Annotated in this window: 23 protein-coding genes; 9 read left to right on the forward strand and 14 right to left on the reverse strand. The window is 60.6% G+C overall.

The features are described 5' to 3' along the window. Positions 1 to 25: 25 nt before the first annotated feature. From creC to BFP92_RS10420, 3 genes are read right to left on the reverse strand one after another with little or no spacing between them, the layout of a single operon-like run. Complete coding sequence (gene creC, locus BFP92_RS10410) at positions 26 to 1465, reverse strand: two-component system sensor histidine kinase CreC (protein ID WP_065929426.1); 1440 nt, start codon at positions 1463 to 1465, stop codon at positions 26 to 28. After that, positions 1465 to 2133 carry a two-component system response regulator CreB gene (gene creB / locus BFP92_RS10415; RefSeq protein ID WP_065929427.1) on the reverse strand — a complete coding sequence of 223 codons (669 nt, stop codon included), beginning with the start codon at positions 2131 to 2133 and terminating at the stop codon, positions 1465 to 1467. Before creB ends, creC begins: the two co-directional genes overlap by 1 nt. Before the next feature lie 8 nt (positions 2134 to 2141). Beyond that, on the reverse strand, positions 2142 to 2642 hold the full coding sequence (locus BFP92_RS10420) for a retropepsin-like aspartic peptidase RloA2 (protein ID WP_065929428.1): 501 nt from the start codon (positions 2640 to 2642) through the stop codon (positions 2142 to 2144). A gap of 196 nt (positions 2643 to 2838) precedes the next feature. Between BFP92_RS10420 and BFP92_RS10425 the strand changes: the two genes are divergently transcribed. After that, positions 2839 to 3717, forward strand: coding sequence for an acyltransferase (locus tag BFP92_RS10425; RefSeq protein ID WP_065929429.1), 879 nt, complete (start codon positions 2839 to 2841; stop codon positions 3715 to 3717). A gap of 485 nt (positions 3718 to 4202) precedes the next feature. Here the strand turns inward: BFP92_RS10425 and BFP92_RS10430 are convergent, their stop codons facing one another. Further along, the gene (locus BFP92_RS10430) at positions 4203 to 4775 is read right to left on the reverse strand and encodes a DUF2780 domain-containing protein (RefSeq protein ID WP_065929430.1); all 573 of its coding nucleotides are present in this window, start codon (positions 4773 to 4775) and stop codon (positions 4203 to 4205) included. Positions 4776 to 4927: 152 nt separating this feature from the next. Here BFP92_RS10430 and BFP92_RS10435 point away from each other — a divergent pair, with 152 nt between their 5' ends. The 4 genes from BFP92_RS10435 (at position 4928) to BFP92_RS10450 (ending at position 7389) form a co-directional block, all read left to right on the forward strand. Then, entirely contained in the window at positions 4928 to 5554 is a 627-nt protein-coding gene (locus BFP92_RS10435) for a sigma-70 family RNA polymerase sigma factor (protein WP_065929431.1), read from the forward strand. Beyond that, positions 5551 to 6228 (forward strand): anti-sigma factor, encoded by a 678-nt coding sequence (locus BFP92_RS10440; RefSeq protein ID WP_065929432.1) that lies wholly within the window; start codon positions 5551 to 5553, stop codon positions 6226 to 6228. Before BFP92_RS10435 ends, BFP92_RS10440 begins: the two co-directional genes overlap by 4 nt. A gap of 341 nt (positions 6229 to 6569) precedes the next feature. Continuing rightward, positions 6570 to 6830, forward strand: coding sequence for a hypothetical protein (locus tag BFP92_RS10445; RefSeq protein ID WP_239694249.1), 261 nt, complete (start codon positions 6570 to 6572; stop codon positions 6828 to 6830). 205 nt (positions 6831 to 7035) lie between these two features. Continuing rightward, positions 7036 to 7389, forward strand: a complete 354-nt coding sequence (locus BFP92_RS10450; RefSeq protein WP_065929434.1) for a hypothetical protein — start codon at positions 7036 to 7038, stop codon at positions 7387 to 7389. Positions 7390 to 7434: 45 nt separating this feature from the next. On the opposite strand, the gene fdhA is transcribed toward BFP92_RS10450, so the two are convergent. From fdhA to BFP92_RS10490, 8 genes are all read right to left on the reverse strand, one after another. Beyond that, a complete protein-coding gene (gene fdhA, locus BFP92_RS10455) occupies positions 7435 to 8634 on the reverse strand; it encodes a formaldehyde dehydrogenase, glutathione-independent (RefSeq protein ID WP_065929435.1) in 1200 nt (399 codons plus the stop codon). A gap of 132 nt (positions 8635 to 8766) precedes the next feature. Next, positions 8767 to 9624, reverse strand: a complete 858-nt coding sequence (gene purU, locus BFP92_RS10460; RefSeq protein ID WP_056857793.1) for a formyltetrahydrofolate deformylase — start codon at positions 9622 to 9624, stop codon at positions 8767 to 8769. 123 nt (positions 9625 to 9747) lie between these two features. Further along, positions 9748 to 10380, reverse strand: coding sequence for a sarcosine oxidase subunit gamma (soxG, locus tag BFP92_RS10465; RefSeq protein ID WP_065929436.1), 633 nt, complete (start codon positions 10378 to 10380; stop codon positions 9748 to 9750). 133 nt (positions 10381 to 10513) lie between these two features. Next, positions 10514 to 13531 carry a sarcosine oxidase subunit alpha gene (locus BFP92_RS10470; protein WP_065929437.1) on the reverse strand — a complete coding sequence of 1006 codons (3018 nt, stop codon included), beginning with the start codon at positions 13529 to 13531 and terminating at the stop codon, positions 10514 to 10516. Continuing rightward, complete coding sequence (locus tag BFP92_RS10475; RefSeq protein ID WP_056857790.1) at positions 13528 to 13830, reverse strand: sarcosine oxidase subunit delta; 303 nt, start codon at positions 13828 to 13830, stop codon at positions 13528 to 13530. The genes BFP92_RS10470 and BFP92_RS10475 overlap by 4 nt, the downstream gene beginning before the upstream one ends. Positions 13831 to 13845: 15 nt before the next feature. Next, positions 13846 to 15096, reverse strand: a complete 1251-nt coding sequence (locus tag BFP92_RS10480) for a sarcosine oxidase subunit beta (protein ID WP_065929438.1) — start codon at positions 15094 to 15096, stop codon at positions 13846 to 13848. 22 nt (positions 15097 to 15118) lie between these two features. After that, complete coding sequence (glyA, locus tag BFP92_RS10485) at positions 15119 to 16372, reverse strand: serine hydroxymethyltransferase (protein ID WP_065929439.1); 1254 nt, start codon at positions 16370 to 16372, stop codon at positions 15119 to 15121. A gap of 237 nt (positions 16373 to 16609) precedes the next feature. Then, complete coding sequence (locus BFP92_RS10490) at positions 16610 to 17338, reverse strand: TraX family protein (RefSeq protein ID WP_065929440.1); 729 nt, start codon at positions 17336 to 17338, stop codon at positions 16610 to 16612. A gap of 90 nt (positions 17339 to 17428) precedes the next feature. On the opposite strand from BFP92_RS10490, the gene BFP92_RS10495 reads away from it, so the two are divergent. The 3 genes from BFP92_RS10495 to BFP92_RS10505 all read left to right on the forward strand — a co-directional run bounded on the left by BFP92_RS10495 (position 17429) and on the right by BFP92_RS10505 (position 19509). After that, complete coding sequence (locus BFP92_RS10495) at positions 17429 to 18469, forward strand: threonine aldolase family protein (protein ID WP_065929441.1); 1041 nt, start codon at positions 17429 to 17431, stop codon at positions 18467 to 18469. A gap of 184 nt (positions 18470 to 18653) precedes the next feature. After that, a complete protein-coding gene (locus BFP92_RS10500) occupies positions 18654 to 18854 on the forward strand; it encodes a hypothetical protein (protein WP_065929442.1) in 201 nt (66 codons plus the stop codon). 121 nt (positions 18855 to 18975) lie between these two features. Continuing rightward, positions 18976 to 19509 (forward strand): REP-associated tyrosine transposase, encoded by a 534-nt coding sequence (locus BFP92_RS10505; protein ID WP_065929443.1) that lies wholly within the window; start codon positions 18976 to 18978, stop codon positions 19507 to 19509. A 114-nt stretch (positions 19510 to 19623) separates the two neighbouring features. Here BFP92_RS10505 and gbcB read toward each other — a convergent pair whose 3' ends face one another. After that, on the reverse strand, positions 19624 to 20724 hold the full coding sequence (gene gbcB, locus BFP92_RS10510) for a glycine-betaine demethylase subunit GbcB (RefSeq protein WP_017139359.1): 1101 nt from the start codon (positions 20722 to 20724) through the stop codon (positions 19624 to 19626). A 283-nt stretch (positions 20725 to 21007) separates the two neighbouring features. Here gbcB and gbcA point away from each other — a divergent pair, with 283 nt between their 5' ends. Beyond that, on the forward strand, positions 21008 to 22303 hold the full coding sequence (gbcA, locus tag BFP92_RS10515) for a glycine-betaine demethylase subunit GbcA (protein ID WP_065929444.1): 1296 nt from the start codon (positions 21008 to 21010) through the stop codon (positions 22301 to 22303). 744 nt (positions 22304 to 23047) lie between these two features. Here gbcA and BFP92_RS10520 read toward each other — a convergent pair. Continuing rightward, on the reverse strand, positions 23048 to 23818 hold the full coding sequence (locus BFP92_RS10520; RefSeq protein ID WP_065929445.1) for an electron transfer flavoprotein subunit beta: 771 nt from the start codon (positions 23816 to 23818) through the stop codon (positions 23048 to 23050).

The following is a 23818-nucleotide window of genomic DNA, read 5'->3' on the forward strand; positions in this document are numbered from 1 at the left end:
AGCGTGAACCGCGCCTGTGGGAGATTTATGTGGGCACGGTGGAGACTGTGTGGAGATGCAGCACCACCTGCACGCCGCCGTGCACATTGCCGATCTGCAATGCGCCGCCGTGCAGCTTCATCACCTCTTCGACAAAATTGAGCCCCAGGCCGGTGCTTTTGCGCCCGCTGATCGGGCGCGGCAACGAGTAGAAACGCTCGCTCAGGCGTGGCAAGGCGTAGTCGGGAATCGGCGCAGCCTGGTTGAACAAACTGACCTGCACGTCGTTGTGCTGCGTCTGTGCGCTGAATCGCAAGGTGCCGCCGGGCGGGGTGAAATCCAAGGCGTTATCGAGCAGGTTGCCCAGCGCCTGGCGCAGCAGGAAAGGCTCACCGAAGACCTTCACATCCGCCGCTATCGTCTGTTCCACCTGCAGGTCAGCGCCTTCGATTCGCGCACATTGCGCCTTGAGCACCTCGTCGACCAAAGCCGCCAACGGCATGCGAATCTGTTCTTCCAAACCCTGGCGTTGCTCCACCTGGGCCAGGTTGAGCAGCCGCTCGATCAACTGCTGCAAGCGCGCGCTTTCGCTGTCGATATTGCCGACAAAACGCTGCTGCTGCTCGCGGCTCATATCGCCCTGCAGCAATTCCGCCGCGCCGCGAATAGCCGCCAACGGGCTTTTCAATTCGTGGGTCAGGGTGTGCACGTAATGCTCGACGTAGGCCTTGCCTTCCAGTTGCGTGCGCATGTGCTCAACGGCAGTGGACAGCTGCTTGAGTTCGCCGCCTCGGTAATGCGGCAACTCGGCACGTCGCCCTTCACTCACCGCCTGGGCATACGCCGTGAGCCGATGCAGCGCCACGCTCAGCCACCACGACAGCAATGCACCCAGCAGCAGGCCCAACACCACCAACCCGGCGCCGTACCACAGCAGGCGGTTCTCGGTGCGATCCACATAAGGCTGCAACGAGCTGTTGGGCTTGGCCACCGTGACCACGCCGATGATTTGCCCGTTGTCGCGGATCGGCGCGCCCACGTGCATCACCGACGAAGTGGGATCGTCCAGTTCACTGCGGGTGGAACGCGCGCCGTACTCGCCGCGCAGGGTCAAATACACGTCGTTCCACTTGGAATAGTCCTGGCCCACCGCTTCACCCGTGGAGTCGAGCAGCACGATGCCATGGGCGTCGGTCACATAAATGCGGTGGTTAACCTGATTTTTCGGCAGGCCCCAGATGGTCGCGCCAGGCTGGCGACTGCCATAGGCTTTGAGCAACTCGGGCCAGTGGCTTTGGCCGAGGGTGCCGTTCTTTACGTCCAACCGCAGGATCTCGGCCAGCAGGTTGGCCGTGTCCACCAGGGTTTCTTCGGTGGACTGGCGCACGCCGGGGCGGATTTCCTTCATCACCGTGTTGAGCACAAAGTAACCGGTGAGGCCGATAAACAGCGCATACACCAGGAAGATCCGCAGCCCCAGGCGCATCAGCTGTGGCTCGGGCTGTAGCTGTAGCCGAGGCCGCGATGGGTTTGGATCGGCTCGGCATCCGCCACAATGCCCCGCAGTTTGCTGCGCAGGCTTTTGATATGGCTGTCGATATTGCGCTCGTAGCCGGCATCGGCCGGCACGCCCACCGCGTCGAGCAATTGTTCGCGGCTGAACACCCGCTCGGGCTGCTCCAGCAGGCTTTGCAGCAGGCGAAATTCATGCCGGGTGAGGCTCAAAGCCTGGCCGCGATAACTGATCTGCATGCGCTCCAGGTCGACCTGGAACACGCTCGGCGCGGCGCTTGGGCTTACGCGCTTGAGAATCGCCCGAACCCGCGCCGCCACTTCCCGTGGGCTGAACGGCTTGACCACATAATCGTCGGCGCCTATCTCCAGGCCCACCACGCGGTCGATCTCGCCATCACGCGCACTGAGAAACATCACCGGCACTTCGCTGAAACGGCGCAGTTGCTTGCAGGTTTCAAAGCCGCTGATGTCCGGCAGGCCGATGTCGAGGATGATCAGGTCGGCAGGCGTCTGACGTTGATGGGCCAACGCCTCCTGGCCAAGGCTCAGCCAGGTGGTGGTGAAGCCCTCGCCTTGCAGGGCAAAGATCAGCGTATCGGCTATCGCCGCTTCGTCTTCGACAATCAGGATGTGCGGCATAGGCTCGATCAGCAGTCCGGTTTGTCAGCAGTGTAGCGACGGGCCGGGTTTACCGCCGCCCCGAACTCACGCAGGGCCTTGGCACCGATCAGCAACGGATAGTTGAAGCTGCTGCGGTCGGTGAGGTTGACCTCCACGGTGCGCTTGACGTTGCCCAGGCACATTTCCAGGTCGATCACCGGGCGCTTGGCCACAGTGGCTTCGTCCTTGTCGTCGTCCTCGTCGGCGCGGCTTTTGATTTTGCTGATGCGCGAGACTTTATGCTCATAGACCTTGTCGCTGGCGTCCTTGCCGCCGAGGCGGAAGCGCACCCAGTCATCGCCATCGCGCTGGAATGTTTCGATGTTGCGGGCCGACAGCGAGGCGGTCAGCGCACCGGTGTCCATCTTGGCCTTGAAGGTTTGGCCGATCTCCGGCAGTTGGATGTATTCGTAGCGACCGTAGAGGGTCGGTTCGGCGGCCATGACGGGCACGGCAACCAGGGCGAGCGAGGCAAGGAGCAGTTTCACGAAGTGATTTCCTCGGAAAGAAGTAGGCGGATTCTAGACCGCAAAAGCGTTGTTTAGTTAGATCGTTCCCCCGCTCTGCGTGGGAATGCAGCTCTGGGCGTTCCGCGTCAGCTCACATTCGTGCGGCAATTTGCGATTTGGCCTCTAGACTCAGCTTGCTTATCATGGCCCGCCCACCCGATTCCAAGAGTTACTTATGCGCCGACTGCTCACCGGCTGTTTTGTCACACTGCTGTTATTGCTCAACACCCTGGTGCTGTTCGGGCCGTTGATGGTGTTTGCCCTGCTCAAGCTGGTAGCGCCCGGCCGCTTTCGCGACTATGCGTCCCGGGCCGTGATGTGGATCGCCGAAACCTGGGCCGAGATCGACAAGCTGATTTTCGCGCTGTGCATCCCCACCCAATGGGATATTCGCGGCGGCGACGAGCTACGCGGCGACACCTCGTACCTGGTGATCAGCAACCACCAATCCTGGGTCGACATTCCCGCGCTGATCCAGGCGCTCAACCGGCGCACGCCGTTCTTCAAATTCTTCCTGAAAAAAGAGCTGATCTGGGTGCCCTTCCTGGGCCTGGCCTGGTGGGCGCTGGATTACCCGTTCATGAAGCGTTACACCAAGGCGTTCCTGGCCAAGCACCCGGAGCTGGCGGGGCAGGATTTGAAGATCACCAAAGAGGCCTGCGAGCTGTTCAAGCGCCAGCCGGTAACGGTGGTCAATTACCTGGAAGGAACACGGTTCAGTGAGGCCAAACGCAAGCAGCAGCAATCGCCATTTGCCCGTCTGCTAAAGCCCAAGGCAGGCGGCGTGGCGTTTGTGCTGGCGGCAATGGGTGAGCAGCTGGACGCGATTCTCGACGTGACCGTCGTCTATCCGCAGCAAAAGATCCCCGGGTTCTGGGACTTGATCAGCGGCGCCGTGCCGAAGGTGATCATCGATATTCGCACCCGCGAGTTGGACCCGGCATTGTGGCAAGGGGACTACGAGAATGATCCGGCGTTTCGCCAGACCGTCCAGAACTGGGTGAACCAGCTCTGGAAGGAGAAGGACCAGAGAATTGACACACTTCTCAAATAAAGCTGCCCGTGGTGTCTAAAACCTGTTCATTCAATACGGGCCGTGCGTTATTGAATCAAGGTGAGTACTGACTAACGGGGAAAACATTCGCCCCAAACGTTAAGTGCCCTATCATTGGGTTCTTCGGGGCCCTGTGCGTTGGAGGCACTGGCCGTTCCATTCTGGTCTCTGACGCGCCGCTCCAGATGGTCCTTATAACTGGTACCTGTGCGCGAATACATTTCCTGGGCCGGGTCCGGCCTGAGGTTGGGAGGAATGAGCGCCAAGGTGTTAGTTGGAAAACGTAGATTTATCATAGAGTCACCACCTAAAGTTCATGACAGGAAACCTTCCAGGCGCGTTATGGAGAACACTTGGAAGGTCACAATCAGTGGCTCTGCCTTTGCTGTGGTTCCCTACAAATCAATACCTTTGATTGCGGGTATTTTTTCATTTTCACCCTCAATAAAGTTACGCACCTTGTACGAACTACCCATTAAAAGAAGTTAGCTACCAGTGCCCCACGCCGAGGCCAGCTTGCCCAGCACCGACTCGTTGGCACCCTGGCCGCCCAGGTATTGCAGAATCACCGGCGCAAACTTGCCGATCATGCTGTTATCCATGCCCAGTGCACTGAAAGCGGTGTTCAGGTCGCCGGTGTCCTTCACGTTACCCAACAAACCATCCAGGCCGCTGGTCTTGCTGCCGCCGCTCTGGCCGAGCATCCCGCTCAAGGCGCCAAGGCTGCCCAGGGCGTTGTTCCCCGAGAGTTGATCCAGGCCCGGCACACTCTTGCCCAGTTGCGAGTAGTCGGTACCGCTCAGTTTGTTCTTGGCCAGGCCCAGCATGGCGCCGGTACCGCCCACGGCTTGTTCGGGGGTGATGTTCAATTGCGAGGTCAGGGCGCTCAGCAGGCCGGCGGTCTCAGAGCTCGGCGCTGCAGCCGCCGCCTTGTTGTTGCTGCCCTGGGCACCGGAGACGGCATTGGCCACGTCACCGAGGCTGAAACCTGCGGCAAACACCGGGCTGGCGGCCATGGTCAACAGGCAGGACAAGGCAAAACCGCGTGAAATCTTCATCAAGACAACCTCTGAATGTAGGAGCTAAAAGCAGGCGTTTGACTGACAGTCCCGAAGGAATGTTCCCACTTGCACATGAGTTCAGAAAAATCCGCATCCAAATGTTCCCTGCGCGCGTATATCCAGACATGCACCGCCCGGAGTCGGATGGAATGAATGCTCAAGCTGGACTACCCTCTGCCTACCGTGCGCCGTCCCGTCGCCCTCGAACGAGAGCCTGGAGAAGCCCTATTTCCGTCCACGATGCTGACCCATTGCGGCCCCTGCTGGCCCAATGCGCCCTGGGCAACCGCCAGGCGTTCGAGACCCTATACCGCAGCGTGTCGCCGCGATTGCACGGCGTTGCTTTTCGTTTCATGGGGCGCTCGGACCTCGCCGAAGAGGTGTTGCAGGAGGCTTTTGTGCGCATCTGGTACAACGCTTCGCGCTACGAAGCCCATTTGGCCGCGCCGATGACCTGGATGGTCAACATCACCCGCAACCTGGCCATCGACCAATTGCGCAAACACCGCGAACAGCCCTTGGCCGACGGCCAGCAGGACGCCCTGCTCGACGACGGCCCCAGCGCCCACGAGCAACTCGCCAGCGAGCGCGAAGCCCGCGCCCTCAACCGCTGCCTCGACACGCTCGACGGCATGCAGCGCCAGTCGATCAGCGTGGCTTACTTCCAGGGCCTGTCGTGCTCGGAGCTGGCCGAACACTTGGCCGCGCCCCTGGGCTCGGTCAAATCCTGGATTCGCCGTGGCATGGAGCGCCTGCGCAGGTGCCTTGAATCATGAACTACCAAACCACCACCCTGCGCCGCGCCCTGGCTGCCGACTATGCCATCGGCTTGATGCCCGCCACTGCGCGTCGGCGCTTTGAAAACCTGCTGCGGGACGATGCCGCGCTGCGCGTCGAACTCGGCCATTGGCAGGATGCTCTGGCCAGCCTGACGGGCGCCGTGCCCGAGCGGCCAGTGCCGGAGCATGTGTGGGCCGGCATCAAGGCGCGCATTGAGCCGCAAGTGCTGCATGTGCCGGCGAAGAAACCGTTCTGGATGAATTTCCGCCTGCTGGCCGCTGCCTGCGCGATCGTCGTGGCGGTGCTGGTGGGCGTGCTGTATCAGCGTGATATCGGCGCCGAGTACAACGCCACGTTAGTGGCCGCCAACCAGCAGCCGGCGCTGCAGGTGCAGGCGTTTGGCGATCACCTGCAAGTCGAGCCGCTCACATTGGCGGCTGTAGAGCCGACGCGTGCCCTGGAACTGTGGGTCATTGCGGCCGGTGGCAAACCCGTTTCCCTGGGCCTGGTGCCGAGCTCGGGTAAAGGCCGAATCGAGCTGAGCAAGGAGCAGCAAGCGCTGCTGACCGCACCCGCGACCCTCGCCGTCAGCCTGGAGCCACAAGGCGGCTCGCCCACCGGACAACCCACCGGCCCCGTGCTGTACCAGGGCGCCCTGGCCACTCGCTGACACCCCGCACCTGTGTGGGAGCTGGCTTGCCTGCTCCCACATTTGATCTGCATTGGCCGGGCGACTTGCTCCTGGCGATGGATGGCGCTTATAGTTCGGCGGTCGTCCATATGGCGACACGGGTTTGGCGACTCGATTGAAATAATGCATGCAAAAGCACCTGCTCCTTTGCAGGTGCTTTCGCACGCGTAAGGCTGCTTTATGGCGGCTGTGCGCGGGAGACCTTCGGGTCTGCCGGCCTTTGCTTTATTTCACCGGTTCGCCAACCTGCGTACAGCTGCCACCCATTCGTTTGGCGACGTGTGAGTGGTAGCCTCACTCTCTGAAATAAAGGTTAAAACATGAACCGATACATGCAGCTTACCGGCCACGACGCCACCACGCCCTCCCTGCTCATCGACACCCAAGTGCCGCTCGACGTACTCCAAGACGCCGCCGTCTACCGCATCCGCGCGGTCACCCAAGTCATGGAAAACCTGGCGTTTCGTGAAGGCCTGAACACCGACAACCTCGTCCTCCAGGACTTCGCCCTGCTCTGCGCCATTCCGTTGCGCGATGGCTGCGATTTGCTTGATGTGATCAGCAGGCGTTTGCAGGCTTAAAACAGCACCAAAGGGCGACGCCCTGTCGCCCTTTCCTTACCTGCATAGGCAATTCCCGGCAGCTTCAAATACGCCGAGTTTCCATATAAGACGAATTTCTTATAATGGATAATTATAAAAAACTGTCATTTCTCACAGTACCCCACGTTAGTAAACCTACTTAGCATTCAGACTCCACCTCACAGTTCAATATTAAGGATCAAATATGAATTATAAATTCGCCGTAGGGATGCTGGCTGCTTGTGTATTGGCCGGGGGCGCTCATGCAGCTGATATCAAGGACTGCCCGGCACCTGGCACCATTAAATCTGAAGCATTCCAGGAAACCATCCAGGGCAATACCGTCGACGGTTTCAAATACACTGCCAAGAGCGGCGGGAAGGAGTGGACGGGCCAAACGGGTGCTACTAAAGATGATTACCTGGCCGCTAAATATGAACTTCAGGCAGAGACGTTCAATGTAGTGAATGGAAAGCTGCGCTGTGACTACGGCGGCAAAACGCTGGTAGAAAATGGTGAAACGGCTGTTCCTAACTTAAGACTCACAGCACCGCAATAATTAATAAGGGCGACTTTGCGGTCGCCCTTATCATTTCCCTTTTATTTACGCCGCACTAAACATCTTATGCGGATCAATCACAAACTTCTTCGGCACGCCCGCATCAAACTCGCCATACCCACGCGGCGCGTCATCCAGGCTGATCACCTGCACACCGACAATGTCCGCAATGTTGATACGGTCCCACATGATCGCCTGCATCAGTGCGCGGTTGTACTTCATCACCGGCGTTTGCCCGGTGTGGAAGCTGTGGGATTTGGCCCAGCCCAAGCCAAAGCGAATGCTCAGGCTGCCCATTTTGGCGGCAGCATCCACAGCACCTGGGTCTTCGGTAACGTACAGGCCAGGGATACCGATTTTGCCCGCCACGCGCACCACGCCCATCAGCGAATTGAGCACGGTGGCCGGGGCTTCGGCCTTGGCGCCTTCATGGCCGTGGCCACGGGCTTCGAAGCCTACGGCGTCTACCGCGCAGTCCACTTCCGGCTCGCCCAGCAAGGCGGCGATTTGTTCGTGCAGTGGGGTGTCTTTGGACAGGTCGGCAATCTCGAAACCCTGGGCCTTGGCGTGGGCCAGGCGGATTGGGTTGACGTCGCCGATGATCACCACCGCTGCGCCGAGCAGGCGGGCGGAAGCGGCAGCGGCCAGGCCAACGGGGCCGGCGCCTGCGATGTAGACGGTGCTGCCAGGGCCAACGCCGGCAGTGACGGCGCCGTGGTAGCCGGTCGGCAGGATGTCGGAGAGGCAGGTCAGGTCACGGATTTTCTCCATGGCCTTGTCGCGGTCCGGCAGTTTGAGCAGGTTGAAGTCGGCATACGGCACCAGCACGTATTCGGCCTGGCCGCCGGTCCAGTCGCCCATGTCGACATAGCCGTAGGCGCCACCGGCACGGGCCGGGTTGACGGTGAGGCACACGCCGGTGTGCTGCTCTTTGCAGGAGCGGCAGCGGCCGCACGCCACGTTGAATGGCACCGACACCAGGTCACCGATCTTCAGGTTCTCGACGTCGCTGCCCTTCTCGATCACTTCGCCGGTGATTTCATGCCCCAGTACCAGGCCGGTCTGGGCAGTGGTGCGGCCGCGCACCATGTGTTGGTCGGAGCCGCAGATGTTGGTGGAGACCACGCGCAGGATGACGCCGTGCTCAATCTTCCTGCCACGGGGGTCCTGCATTTTGGGATAGTCGATTTTCTGTACTTCGACCTTGCCGTTGCCGAGATACACGACACCACGATTACCAGACATGCTTTCACCTCGCTGTTGTTTTTATGGAACCGCGTCGCCCAGGCAGGCGGCGCGTTTAAGTGCTCGGGTACAGATGCTGTTTTTGCGTTGTTTGTCAGGGCCCCTTCGCGGGCTTGCTCGCGAAGACGTCAGTCAGAGCACCACGGTTCTATTGGCGTTTAGAAACACCCGCCGCTCAATGTGATACCCCACCGCACGCGCCAACGTCAGCCCTTCGATATCGCGCCCCTTGGCAATCAAGTCCTCGGGATAGTGGCTGTGGTCCACCACCTCCACGCCCTGGGCGATGATCGGGCCTTCATCCAGATCGTTGTTGATGTAATGCGCCGTGGCGCCCACCAGTTTCACACCCTTGTTGTAGGCCTGGTGATACGGCTTGGCGCCTTTGAAACCGGGCAGCAACGAGTGGTGAATGTTGATGGCCTTGCCATCGAGCTTGCGGCACAACTCCGGCGACAGCACTTGCATATAGCGCGCAAGAATCACCAGTTCGGCGCCGGTTTCTTCAATCACTTGCCACACCTGACGCTCCTGGGACGGTTTGTCGTTGGGGTCGAGGGGGAAATGGTAGTAGGGAATCTGGTGCCAGTCGGCCAAAGGTTTCAAATCAGGGTGGTTGGACACCACCGCGACCACGTCCATCGACAGTTGGCCGATGCGCTGGCGGTAGAGCAAATCGTTGAGGCAGTGATCGGCCTTGGAGACCATGATCACCACTTTTGGCCGGTAGTTCGGCGCCGTCAGCTCGAAGATCATGCCAAAGGCTTCGCCGCGAGTAGCCAGGCCATCGCGGAACGCCTGCTCGTCAAAGCCCTCGGGCTGACGGAATTCCACGCGAATAAAAAACCTTCCCGAGAGGCGGTCATCGAACGAATGGTGCTCGGTGACGTAGCAGCCCTGCTCGAACAGGTAGCGGGTGACCGCGTCCACCGTGCCGAGCACGCTGGGGCAGTCGGCGGTCAAAATCCATGTATCGGGTGCGCGGCTCATTGTGCGTGACTCCTTGATCGTTCCCACGCTCTGCGTGGGAATGCCGCCATGGACGCTCTGCGTCCGCTCTTGGGACGCGGAGCGTCCCGGGATGCATTCCCACGCAGAGCGTGGGAACGATCGTTATGCAACGACACTCAGGCCGAATTCGGCGGACGCATCCTGCAGCCACAACCACCAGTAATCCGAGAAGCTGCGGCGGATCAGCAGCTCCCAGGTGTCTTCAGCCGTGTGACGGATCACCAACTGCGACTTGGCGAACACCGTGCCCACCGCCTTGCCCACCGGGAAGTTATTAGGGTGCACGTCGTAGCTGGTGGACTTCATCAACACGTCGCGCACATTAGGGCCGCTGAGTTCGAGGATCTGCTGGCCGCCGCTGACGTTGACGATCTGGATATGCAGCTCGCCCAGAGCAGCGCGCAGGTTTTGTTCGGCGGCAAATTCTTCGCCGCTTGGCACGATTAACAGCCACTCGTCCGGGCCTAGCCATTGCAGGCTGGTGTCGCCTTTGACGATGACCTGGAGTGCGCCGGGCAGTTCGATGCCGAGGGCTTTGTGCACACCGGCGGCGAACGCGGCGTCATGGCCATCGCCACGAATCGTCAGGTGGCCGAGGAGTTTCTTTTCCCGCACGGTCACGCCGGCGTTCTTGCGGCCCTTGCCGACCAGGCTGGCGAGGTCGGCATGGTGCAGCGACGACTCGGCCTTGGCGCCGGAGGTGGGGCGTTGTGGGTAAACATTGGCTGCTGTCATAAAGCACCTTGTCTCTTAAGTTGATCGTTCCCACGCTCTGCGTGGGAATGCCGCCATGGACGCTCTGCGTCCGCTCTTGGGACGCGGAGCGTCCCGGGATGCATTCCCACGCAGAGCGTGGGAACGATCAGTTTCAGATGTTCTGGCGATCGCCTTTCGGGTCAAAGAACACCGAGGACACAATCTCTGCCTCGATCACGCTGCCATCCGCCTGCGGTGAGAACACTCGCTCACCCATGCGCTTCAAACCGCCCTTGACCACCGCCATCGCAAACGAATAACCCAGCGAGTTGTGCGCATAGCTTGAGGTCACATGGCCGACCATCTTCATCGGGATCGACTGTTTAGGGTCGAACACCAATTGCGCGCCTTCCGGCAGCCATACATTCGGGTCAATCGGCTTCAAGCCCACCAGTTGCTTACGCTCTTCACGCACGCAGTCTTCACGGTTCATCCCGCGCCAGCCGATCCACGAGAACGGTTTGGTGCGGCCTACGCACCAGCCCATGTTCAGGTCGTCCGGGGTCATCGAGCCGTCGGTGTCTTGCCCGACGATGATGAAGCCCTTCTCGGCGCGCAATACGTGCATGGTCTCGGTGCCGTACGGCGTGAGGTTGTACTTCTTGCCCGCCGCAACGATCTGTTCGAGTACGCCCATGGCGTAGTCGGCCTGCACGTTGACTTCGTACGACAGCTCGCCGGTAAACGAGATACGGAACACCCGCGCCGGTACGCCGCCAACCAGGCCTTCTTTCCAGGTCATGAACGGGAAGCCGTCCTTGTCCAGGTCGATGTCGGTGACTTCCGCCAGCAGCTTGCGGCTGTTGGGGCCGGACAAGGTCATGGTCGCCCAGTGGTCGGTGACCGAAGTGAAGTACACCTTGAGGTCTGGCCATTCGGTTTGCTGGTAGATTTCCAGCCACTGGAGTACGCGCGCCGCGCCGCCGGTGGTGGTGGTCATCAGGAAGTGGTTGTCGGCCAGGCAGGCGGTCACGCCGTCGTCGAAGACCATGCCGTCTTCCTTGCACATCAGGCCGTAGCGGGCCTTGCCCACGTCGAGCTTGGTCCAGGCGTTGCTGTAGATGCGGTTGAGAAACTCGCGGGCATCCGGGCCTTGAATGTCGATTTTGCCGAGGGTGGACGCATCCAGCAGGCCGACGCTGTCGCGCACGGCCAGGCATTCGCGCTTCACGGCGGCGTGCAGGTCTTCACCGTTACGCGGGAAGTACCAAGGGCGTTTCCATTGGCCGACGTCTTCAAACTCGGCGCCGTTTTTAACGTGCCAGGCGTGCAGCGCGGTGTAGCGCACCGGCTCGAAAATGTGCCCACAGTGACGGCCTGCTATGGCGCCAAAAGTGACCGGCGTGTAGTTGGGGCGGAACATGGTGGTGCCCATCTGCGGGATGGTCACGTTCAGCGAGCGGGCCGCAATGGCCAGGCCGTTGACGTTGCCGAGCTTGCCCTGGTCGGTGCCGAAGCCCAGCGCGGTGTAGCGTTTGACGTGTTCGACCGACTCGAAGCCTTCGCGGGTCGCCAGCTCAATGGCGGCAGCGGTGACGTCGTTTTGCAGGTCGACAAATTGCTTCGGCGCCCGTGCGGTCGGCTTGTCATGGGGCACCTGGTAAATGCCCAGGGTCGGCTCTTCCAGACGGCTCAAGGCTTTTGGCAGCGTGCCTTCCACCGGCGCAAACCCGGCTTCGCTGGCTGCGCGCACGCCGCCTTCAAAACCATCGGCCAGGGAATCGCCGAGGCCGTAGACGCCATTGATGCCACCGACACACACGCGTTTTTGCGGGGCTTCACCCGGCACGAAACCGAGGATGTCTTCGCGCCAGGTCGGCTTGCCGCCCAGGTGCGAGGCCAAGTGAACCACTGGGCTGTAGCCGCCGGAGCTGGCCACTAGGTCGCAGTCCAGCCATTCGCCTGGGCTGGTGACTTTGTGCGCTTTGACGTCAATCGCCGCCACACGCGCAGCGGTCACATGTTTGCTGCCACGGGCTTCGATCACGGCGCTGCCGGTGAGGATACGAATGCCTTTGGCGCGGGCTTCTTCCACCAGCGCGCCACGTGGGTTGTGACGCACATCAGCCACGGCGACCACTTGCAGGCCCGCATCGAGCCAGTCCAGCGCCACGCGGTAGGCGTGGTCGTTGTTGGTCGACAGCACCAGTTTTTTGCCAGGTGCCACGCCGTAGCGGCGCACGTAGGTAGAGACCGCACCGGCGAGCATATTGCCCGGCACGTCGTTGTTGCCGTACACCAGCGGACGCTCGCACGCACCGGTCGCCAGCACCACGCGCTTGGCGCGCACACGGTGGATGCGCTGGCGCACCTGGCCGATGGGCGCACGGTCACCGAGGTGGTCGGTGAGGCGTTCGTGGATGGTCAGGAAATTGTGGTCGTGGTAGCCGTTGACGGTGGCTCGCGGTAGCAACACCACGTCCGGCAGGGCCTTGAGTTCCGCGATTACGCTGGCAACCCACTCGGCCGCCGGCTTGCCGTCGAGGCTTTCACGCGAGTCCAGCAAGGAGCCGCCGAATTCTTCCTGTTCGTCAGCAATGATCACGCGGGCACCGCTGCGCGCAGCGGCCAGTGCGGCGGCCAGGCCGGCAGGGCCGGCACCGACAATCAGCACGTCGCAGTGACGGTTGAAGTTGTCGTAGGTGTCCGGGTCGTTCTCGGTTGGCGAGCGGCCCAGGCCCGCAGCCTTACGAATGTACTTTTCGTAGGTCATCCAGAACGATTGCGGGTACATGAAGGTTTTGTAGTAGAAGCCCGGCGGCATCAGCTTGCCGCCGACCTTGCCGAGAATGCCCATCACGTCATTGTTGACGTTCGGCCAGCCGTTGGTGCTGGTGGCGACCAAACCCTGGTACAGCGCCTGTTGCGTGGCACGCACGTTGGGGATCTGGGTGGCTTCGGTGGCGCCGATCTGCAGCACTGCGTTCGGCTCTTCGGCACCGGCGGCAAAGATGCCGCGCGGGCGCGAATACTTGAAGCTGCGGCCGATGATGTCGACGCCATTGGCCAGCAATGCTGCGGCCAGGGTGTCGCCCTCAAAGCCTTTGTAGCTCTGGCCGTTGAAGGTAAACGTCAGGGCTTTGTTGCGGTCGATGCGACCACCGTTGGACAGGCGATTGATCTGGCTCATACCTTCTCTCCAGAAGCCTTGGCGGTGAATTGCGGCTTGCTGCCAATCTTGTAGGTTTCAAGAATTTCGTAGGTCAGGGTGTCGCGGGTGGCGTTGAAGTACTGACGGCAACCGGCGGCGTGAATCCACAGTTCGTGGTGCAGCCCGCGAGGGTTGTCACGGAAGAACATGTAGTCGCCCCACTCTTCATCGGTGCAGGCATTCGGGTCCAGCGGGCGCGGGATGTGCGCTTGGCCGGATGCGTGGAATTCCTCTTCGGAGCGCAGTTCGCCACAGTGAGGACAGAAGATATGCAACATAGGGAATTTCTCCTGTTAGTGGGCGACGGCCGCAGCGCCGTGTTCGTCGATCAACGCACCGTTGTGGAAACGGTCGATGGAAAAAGGTGCTGCCAATGGGTGCATTTCACCCTTGGCGAGGCTGGCGGCAAACACGTTGCCTGAGCCTGGAGTCGCTTTAAAACCACCAGTACCCCAGCCGCAGTTGAAGAACATGTTCGGCACCGGCGTCTTGGAGATGATCGGGCAGGCGTCCGGCGTGGTGTCGACGATGCCGCCCCACTGGCGGTTCATGCGCACCCGCGACAGCACCGGGAACATCTCGACGATGGCCTGGATGGTGTGTTCGATCACCGGGTACGAGCCGCGCTGGCCATAGCCGTTGTAGCCGTCGATACCGGCGCCGATCACCAGGTCGCCCTTGTCGGACTGGCTGATGTAACCGTGCACGGCGTTGGACATGATCACGCTGTCGATAATCGGCTTGATCGGCTCGGACACCAGCGCTTGCAGCGGGTGGGATTCGATCGGCAGGCGAAAGCCTGCCAGCGAGGCCATATGCCCGGAGTTACCGGCGGTGACCACACCGACGCGCTTGGCGCCGATAAAACCCTTGTTGGTTTCGACGCCGATGCACACGCCGTTTTCCTTGCGAAAGCCGATCACTTCGGTCTGCTGGATCAAATCCACGCCGAGCGCGTCAGCCGCACGGGCGAAGCCCCAGGCCACGGCATCGTGACGGGCCACGCCGCCGCGCCGTTGCACGGTGGCGCCGAGTACCGGGTAGCGGGTGTTTTTTGAGCAGTCGAGGTACGGAATCTCGTCGGCCACCTGTTCGGCGTTGAGCAGTTCGCCGTCCACACCGTTGAGGCGGTTGGCGCTCACGCGGCGCTCCGAATCCCGGATGTCCTGCAAGGTGTGGCACAGGTTGTAGACGCCGCGCTGGGAGAACATCACGTTGTAGTTCAGGTCCTGGGACAAGCCTTCCCACAGTTTCATCGCGTGTTCGTACAGGTGCGCCGACTCGTCCCACAGGTAGTTGGAACGCACGATGGTGGTGTTGCGCGCGGTGTTACCGCCGCCCAGCCAGCCTTTCTCGACCACGGCCACATTGGTGATGCCGTGTTCTTTGGCCAAATAGTAAGCCGTCGCCAGACCATGCCCGCCGCCGCCGACGATAACCACGTCGTAGACCTTTTTCGGTGTGGGCGTGCGCCACATCTTCTGCCAGTTTTCGTGGTGGCTGAGTGAGTGCTTGAAGAGGCCGAAGCCCGAGTAGCGTTGCATAGTCATTACTCCAAAACCGCGCTCAGCGATAAACCGGGAAATCAGCGCACAGGGCAGACACGTGCTTGGCCACGTTGGCCTCGACATCGGCGTCGCCGAGGTTGTCGAGGATGTCGCAGATCCAGCCGGCCAGTTCGATGCATTGCGGCACCTTGAAACCCCGCGTGGTCACCGCCGGGGTGCCGATGCGCAGGCCCGAGGTCACGAACGGCGACTGCGGGTCATTCGGCACCGCGTTCTTGTTGACGGTGATGTGAGCGCGACCGAGGGCGGCGTCCGCCTCTTTGCCGGTGAGGCCCTGGCGGATCAGGCTGACCAGGAACAGATGGTTATCGGTGCCGCCGGACACCACGTCATAGCCGCGCTTGATGAACACGTCTGCCATGGCCTGGGCGTTGTCGATCACCTGTTGTTGATAAGCCTTGAAACCTGGCTCCAGCGCTTCCTTGAAGCACACAGCCTTGCCGGCGATCACGTGCATCAGCGGGCCGCCCTGGGCGCCGGGGAACACCGCAGCGTTGAGTTTCTTCTCGATGGCTTCGTTGGCCTTGGCCAGGATCAAGCCGCCACGCGGGCCGCGCAGGGTCTTGTGGGTGGTGGTGGTGACCACATCGGCGTAAGGCAGCGGGTTCGGGTACAGGCCCGCGGCAACCAGGCCGGCGACGTGGGCCATGTCGACGAACAGCAGCGCCCCCACTTTGTCGGCGATCTGGCGAAAGCGCGGGAAATCCAGGGTCTTGGAGTAAGCCGAGAAGCCGGCGACGATCATTTTCGGTTGGCACTCGACGGCCAGGCGCTCAACTTCGTCGTAGTCGATCAACCCGGTGTCGGTGTTGATGCCGTACTGCACGGCGTTGTACAGCTTGCCCGAGGACGACACTTTGGCGCCGTGGGTCAGGTGGCCGCCATGGGCCAGGCTCATGCCGAGGATGGTGTCACCGGCATTGATCAGCGCCAGGTACACCGCGCTGTTGGCGGATGAGCCGGAGTGCGGCTGCACGTTGGCGTAATCGGCGCCGAACAGTTGTTTGGCGCGGTCGATGGCCAGGGCTTCAACCTTGTCCACATGCTCGCAGCCGCCGTAATAGCGCTTGCCGGGGTAGCCTTCGGCGTATTTGTTGGTCAGGCCACTGCCCTGGGCTTCCATGACGCGTTTGCTGGTGTAGTTCTCTGACGCGATCAGCTCGATATGATCTTCCTGACGCTGCTCCTCGGCATTCATCGCCGCCAGCAATGCGTCGTCATACCCTTGGATCTGGTCTTTTTTGCTGAACATCGCGTCTCTCCCAGCCTTTCGTATTGTTGAGGCCCTCGCAGGGCCCTTTGATGCGATGGTAGGGCTGGCGCAGAGAGGTCAAATGCCTACGCACGCCACGCAAAGGTGCGTTTACGACATGGCACGAACAACGCAGGACAAATGTGGGAGCGGGCTTGCTCGCGAAGGCGGTGAGTCAGCTTGCACATGTATTGGCTGACCCACCGCCTTCGCGAGCAAGCCCGCTCCCACAAGGGGTTAGGCGAGCGCCTGGCGGACGAGTAATAGCAACAGAAAATGCAGCGGATACAGCGAATACGCCCAGCGACGCATGGCCGGTGGCGAGGCGTTTTTGGCATGTCGCAACAAGAGCAAACCCGCCAATGGCGCAATCAGGCAAGCGGCCAACCCCATCAGCGCCACAGGCGTGCCGCTATTGAGCAGAATCTGCCATTGGTTGGCGGCCAGGCAGACCAAACCCGGCAACAGGCTGAAATACCATGGCCGGGTGAACACCAGCAGCATCGCCAACGGCAGCAACACACCGAAAAACCCGAACATCAGCTGGGCAGACAACAGGGCCGCGATGACTAGGGCGATCAGCGCCAATCCTCGATCAAACAGCGCCTTCTGCTGCCATCCTCGGGCAACCAGCAACCCCAGCGCCAACGTCGGCAAGACGTTCAACGTATCGGCATCCTCGATAAACAGCCGGTAGGGCACTTCACTGATCACACTGAACAGCAACAGCCAGCCCAGGTAGCGCCATTGGCCGGTGACGGGCGTATTGGCGAGCCGGTGCACATTGGCCGCAATCGCCAGGCAAAACCACGGGAACGCCAGACGCCCCGGCACATACAGGCCGTCCAGGCTCAAACCGACATAGCGCAAGTGGTCCAGCACCATGCTCAGCAACGCCAGCCACTTGAGCAGATCCTGTGCGCCATCGCGGACGCGTCCGACAGCCAACGTGTGTGTACCGTGCATAATTCCCCAGTGACTTTGCATTTACAGTGCGTGCGCACCCGCGACAATCTTGGTTACAGTGCGCACCAACATCGACCACAGGAATGGGCCATGACTGACAAGAGCCAACAATTCGCCAGCGACAACTATTCCGGCATCTGCCCGGAAGCCTGGGCCGCCATGGAACAAGCCAACCAGGGCCATCAACGCGCCTACGGCGATGATGAATGGACCCACCGTGCCGCCGACGGCTTCCGCAATTTGTTCGAAACCGACTGCGAAGTGTTCTTCGCCTTCAACGGCACCGCAGCCAACTCACTGGCGCTGTCTTCGCTGTGCCAGAGCTACCATAGCGTGATTTGCTCGGAAACCGCCCACGTCGAAACCGACGAATGCGGCGCGCCGGAGTTTTTCTCCAACGGCTCCAAGCTGCTCACCGCCCGCACCGAAAACGGCAAGCTGACCCCGGAATCGATCCGCGAGATCGCCCTCAAGCGCCAGGACATCCACTACCCCAAACCGCGCGTGGTCACCCTCACCCAAGCCACGGAAGTGGGCAGCGTGTACACCCCGGAAGAAATCCGCGCCATCAGCGTCACCTGCAAAGAGCTGGGCCTGAACCTGCACATGGACGGCGCGCGTTTTTCCAACGCCTGCGCGTTCCTGGGCTGCTCGCCGGCCGACCTCACCTGGAAAGCCGGTGTGGATGTGCTGTGTTTCGGCGGCACCAAAAACGGCATGGCCGTCGGCGAAGCCATACTGTTCTTCAACCACAAACTGGCTGAAGACTTTGATTACCGCTGCAAACAGGCCGGCCAGCTGGCCTCGAAAATGCGCTTTCTCTCCGCCCCCTGGGTCGGTCTGCTGGAAAACGACGCCTGGCTCAAACACGCCCGCCACGCCAACCACTGCGCGCAATTGCTCAGCAGCCTGGTGGCGGACATTCCCGGCGTGGAGCTGATGTTCCCGGTACAGGCCAACGGCGTGTTCCTGCAACTCTCGGAACCGGCTATCGCGGCGCTGACGGCCAAGGGCTGGCGCTTCTACACCTTCATTGGCAAAGGTGGCGCACGGTTCATGTGCGCGTGGGATACAGAGGAAGAACGTGTAAGAGAATTAGCCGCAGACATCAGGGAAGTGATGAACGCGTAAGCCTCTCGAATACTGGCGCATTGCCGAGTCTGTTATTTGGTGTTTCTGACAGCATCACAGCCCAATTTCATCGACTAGCCTCTTGGAACCCGAAAGGAAAACGCCGCTGCAGCGGCCACCTTTCGGGAACAACTGCCTGCCGAATAATCGGCCGGAAACGGAAATCCAGCAGAGGGCTAAACCTATGGAATATCAATGCGACGGCAGTAACCTCAGAATCGACGGCGCTACCAGCACCACCGTCATCGACTGGGATGAATTCCGGAGGATCGCCAACGTCGGCGACACCATCCGCGAGCCATCAAGGACGCTGAGGATCTACGACAAAGCCTATGAATTGACAGCATCAGGCCAGCATTTTGTCGTCCATGTCTACGCGCAGTAACCGTTAACACCTGTGGGAGCGGGCTTGCCCGCTCCCACAGGTGATCGTTCCCACGCTCTGCGTGGGAATGCCTCCCCGGACGCTCCGCGTCCACCCCGCACCCCGATTCAAGGACGAATCCATGGGCAGAAGCCGCTACGTCATCACCGAACCTGAAAAGCCGCACTTCCTCACCTGCACCGTCATGGAATGGCTGCCGCTGTTCACCCGTGACTACATCGTTGGTCATCTTTTGGACTGTTGGCGATATCAACAAAGCCACCATGCCTTGAATCTCTTCGGCTACGTCATCCTCGAAAACCACTTGCACTTCATCGCTCAGGCGCCCGACCTTGGCAAATGCGTGAACCAATTCAAATCCTTTACCGCCCGTACCATCATTGACGATTTGCAGCGCCGAGGCGCAGAGCGTTTATTACAACGCCTGCGGTTCAGCAAACGGGCGCACAAGATAGACCGGGTTTATCAACTTTGGCAGGAAGGCTCACACGCTGAGTTGGTGTACAGCGAGCGGGTGATGCACCAAAAGCTTGATTACATTCACCACAACCCGGTGAAACGAGGATATGTGGACTTAGCCGAACACTGGCGGTATTCCAGTGCGCGCAATTACGCAGGACAAGAAGGGCTCATCGATATTCAACGCTGGCACTAATGCTCGCTCCCACACGCTCCGCGTCCCGCCCTTTGGGCATGGCTTGAATACCGAGCACTCTGTGACGCGGAGCGTCACGGGCTGCATTCCCACGCGGTGCGTGGGAACGAGCGTTTAGAACTCGATACGCACGTCGCCCTTCGGCACGCTGCAGCACGACAGGATGTAGCCTTCGGCTTCGTCTTCCTCGGTGATCCCGCCGTTGTGGTCCATCTCGACCTCCCCGCCGAGCTTCATGACCTTGCATGTCCCACAAATGCCCATGCCGCATGCTTTTGGAATCAGCAGGCCAAGCTTGGCCGCGGCCGCGTGCACGGTTTCGCCCGGCGCCACACGAATGCTTTTGCCGGAGGCGATGAATTCCACTTGATGCAGGTCTGCCAGGTCGATCTCTGGCGCGTCCGCGGCTTGCTCGGCTTGCTCCACCGCATCGGCGCGGGCTTCCGGCGGCGTGGCGCCGAAGGATTCCTCGTGGTAACGCGTCATGTCGAAGCCGGCGGCCTCCAGCAGGCGTTTCACCGCGCTCATGTACGGCGTAGGGCCGCAGCAGAACACTTCGCGCTCCAGGAAGTCCGGCACCATCAATTCCAGCATCTTGTGGTTCAGGTAACCGCGATACCCGGCCCACGGCTCGCCCAACCCGTGTTTTTCACAGATCAGGTGCAGGCTGAAGTTATCGATCCGCGACGCCATGTGCTCCAGCTCGCGGTGGTAAATGATGTCTTTGGGCGAGCGGGCGCTGTGGACAAACGTCATGTCGACATTCGCGTTGGTGTCGTAAAACCAGCGCGCCATGGACATCACCGGCGTGATGCCGACGCCGCCGCTGAGGTACAGCACTTTAGGGCTTGGGAAGTCGATGGCATTGAACAGCCCGACCGGCCCGTGCACCGCCAGCTCCTGGCCTTCATGCAGGGTGTCGTGCAGCCAGTTGGAAACCCGCCCGCCCGGCACGCGCTTGATGGTCACCGAGAAGCTGTAGGGCACCGACGGCGAACTGGAGATGGTGTACGAGCGCATGATCGGCTGGCCTTCGATCTCCAGCTCCAGGGTGACGAACTGCCCTGGCTTGAAAAAGAACAAAATCGGCTGGTCGGCCATGAAGCAAAAGGTGCGCACGTCCCAGGTTTCCTGGATGACTTTGACGCAACGGACGATGTGCCGACCATTGGCCCAGGTCTGGGTGGTTACCGGGTTCAGGAAATTGTTGGACATGCTTGCTCTCCACTGCCGATGCTCGGCTTTATGGTGGCGATTCTGCGTAACGCCGCAACCGCCCATTTACCTATCTGCGACATTCACATACTTATCGCGACCAGCCCCCATACCACGGGGCTTGCGCGTCGGGATCAGAGTGGGCCATGTCGCTAATGGACAAGGTTCGGTGCATCGGCGGCCCCACACTCGCTTCCAACAACGACGCTTTCTTTACGCCTTGCTGCAAAACCTGATCAGCCACTTTCGCCGGCCACACAGAATGGCCATGAGGACACACACGATGGACGTCACCGCAACCTTAAGCTTGGGCGATCCGCTGGAACCCGCACGCAAGGCCACCGCGCAAATGCTGCAAGAGCGCGAACGCACTTTTTCGCTGCCGCAGCCGTTCTACTCTGATGAGCGGTTGTTTGATATCGACATGCAGGAGATCTTCCAGAAAGAGTGGTTGATCGCCGGCATGACCTGCGAGATCCCCACCAAGGGCAACTACATCACCCTGCAAATCGGCAAGAACCCGATCATCGTGATCCGTGGCGCCGACGGCGTGGTGCATGCCTTCCATAACGTGTGCCGCCACCGGGGCTCACGCCTGTGCACCAGCGACAAGGGCAAGGTCGCCAAGCTCGTGTGCCACTACCACCAGTGGACCTACGAGCTGGACGGCCGCCTGCTGTTCGCCGGCACCGAGATGGGCGCCGACTTCGACATGAAGCAGTACGGCTTGAAGCCTGTGAACGTAAAAACGGCGGGGGGCTACATCTTCATCAGCCTGGCCGAAACCCCGCCGGCCATCGATGATTTCCTGTCGACGCTGAACCACTACATGGAACCCTACGACATGGAGAACACCAAGGTGGCGATTCAAACCACCTTGTTCGAAAAGGCCAACTGGAAGCTGGTGCTGGAAAACAACCGCGAGTGCTACCACTGCAACGCATCGCACCCGGAACTGCTGAAAACCCTGCTGGAATGGGACGACGTCACCGACCCGCGCGCCGACCAGGCGTTTAAAGATCACGTCGCCGCCTCCGCCGCCGCGTGGGACGCCGAAAAGATCCCTTACGCCCACGCCAGCTTCGGCCTGCGTAATCGCATCGTGCGCATGCCGCTGCTCAAAGGCACCGTGTCGATGACCCTGGATGGCAAACAAGGCTGCGCCAAGCTCATGGGCCGCATCAAGAACCCGGACCTGGGCTCGATGCGTATCCTGCACCTGCCGCATTCGTGGAACCACTGCATGGGCGACCACATCATTGTGTTCACTGTGTGGCCGATCAGCGCCCAGGAAACCATGGTCACCACCAAGTGGATCGTGCACAAGGACGCTGTGGAAGGTGTGGACTACGACGTGGAGCGTATGCGCCAGGTCTGGGACGCCACCAATGACCAGGACCGCCGCCTGGCGGAAGAGAACCAGCGCGGGATCAACTCCACCGCGTACCAGCCGGGCCCGTACTCCAAGACCTATGAGTTTGGTGTGGTGAACTTTGTCGACTGGTACAGCGAGCGTCTGCTGAACAACCTGGGCGCGGCGCCAGCGCCGTATCTCAAGGGTGTGGCGGCGCACGAGTAACTGACACACCGTCGATCAAACGGTGGGAGCGGGCTTGCTCGCGAATGCGGTGGTTCAGCAATGAATGAATTGACTGATACACCGCAATCGCAGGCAAGCCAGCTCTCACATGTAACTTGGTCACTGTTCAAATTTCGATCAACCCCCTCACAGCCCTTTACCAGTCTACCCTCCAGCCTTCGCCCAACAACTTATCCACAAAGCCACCCACAGCAATTGTGGGCAAGTGTGCTCAACCCTCGAAATTAACTGAAGAAAATCCGTGACTTATTCAAGTCGTGCGGTTTTAGCCACACCTGATCACTTATTGATCAACCCCGTGAAAGCCCCTGAATACGTGGCCTACAGCAGTAGGCGAACACCTTATCCACAGAAGCACCAACAGACTTTGGGGGCAACTTCGCAAGTCTTGTGGAAAACCACCTCAAACCTTCATAAATCGGGGCATTCAGGGGTTTCAGCGAGCCAACAAGGCAAATTGATCATATTTTGATCAAGCCACTGAAAGCCTTTATCTATAAGGCTCCCAGCCGAGAGCGAACATCTTATCCACAGAAGCGCCAACAGACTTTGGGGGCAAGTTTGTGCCTGGCTTCAAACTTATTCAGGAAAAAACCAAGCAAAAACCGTCAGTTAGCCTGGTTGTTTTTCGTACAGAGGGCTGCAGGGCTTGATCAGCCGGGGGTGTGGACAACCGCGAACAGGTTATCCACAGGCGGATCAACAGGGATTGTGGGTAATCCTTTAGCGCACCACGCCTTCTTCGATGAGTAGCTTCAGAATCGCTTCCGCGCCCGCTTCAGGGGTAAGCCCCTTGAGCACCTGCCCACCGCCGCCGCTGGCCTTGGCAGTCGCCGCCTTCATCCGATCGGCGCCGCTCTTGGCCTTGATTACCTTCAGGCGCTTGGGCCGTGGCTTGGCCGGTTGCAGCACCGCACCTGTGAATAACTCATCGTGTTCAACCTCGACCTCATGGGCCGCCAGCTCGCCGCGTTGCGCAGGGCCATAGGCGCTTTGCCGTGGCTTGGGCGCGGCGTTATCCACAGTCGCCAGAAACGGCAGGCGCACCTTCAGGCGCCGCCGCTGCCCGCGCGGCAAGGCTTGCAGCACACAGGCAATGCCGCCCTCGATAGACTCCACTTGCGCCAGCCCGACGATCAACGGCCAGCCCAATTGCTCGGCCAACAGGAACGGCAACATGCCCGAGCCTTCGCCGGTTTCCGCCTGGCTGCCGGTGAGCACCACGTGAGCGCCGGCCTCACGCAGATAATCACTGAGCACCGGCAAAGCGTCGCTGCCCGCCGGTTGTTCGAGCACATGCAACTGCGGCAGGCCCATGCCCAGGTAGCTGCGCAACGTCGGCTCGTTAACATCACCGGCATGCAGCACCTGCAAACTATCCCCAGCCAACTGCAGGCCCAGCTCGACGGCGCGGGCATCCTGCTCGGCGCGGCGTGGGCGGCCGGAAGTCGGGTGGGCGCCGATGGACACCAAGCTGATTACATTCGTGGTCAT

The sequence above is a fragment of the Pseudomonas sp. 58 R 3 genome, assembly GCF_900006605.1.
Taxonomy (GTDB): Bacteria; Pseudomonadota; Gammaproteobacteria; order Pseudomonadales; family Pseudomonadaceae; genus Aquipseudomonas; species Aquipseudomonas salomonii.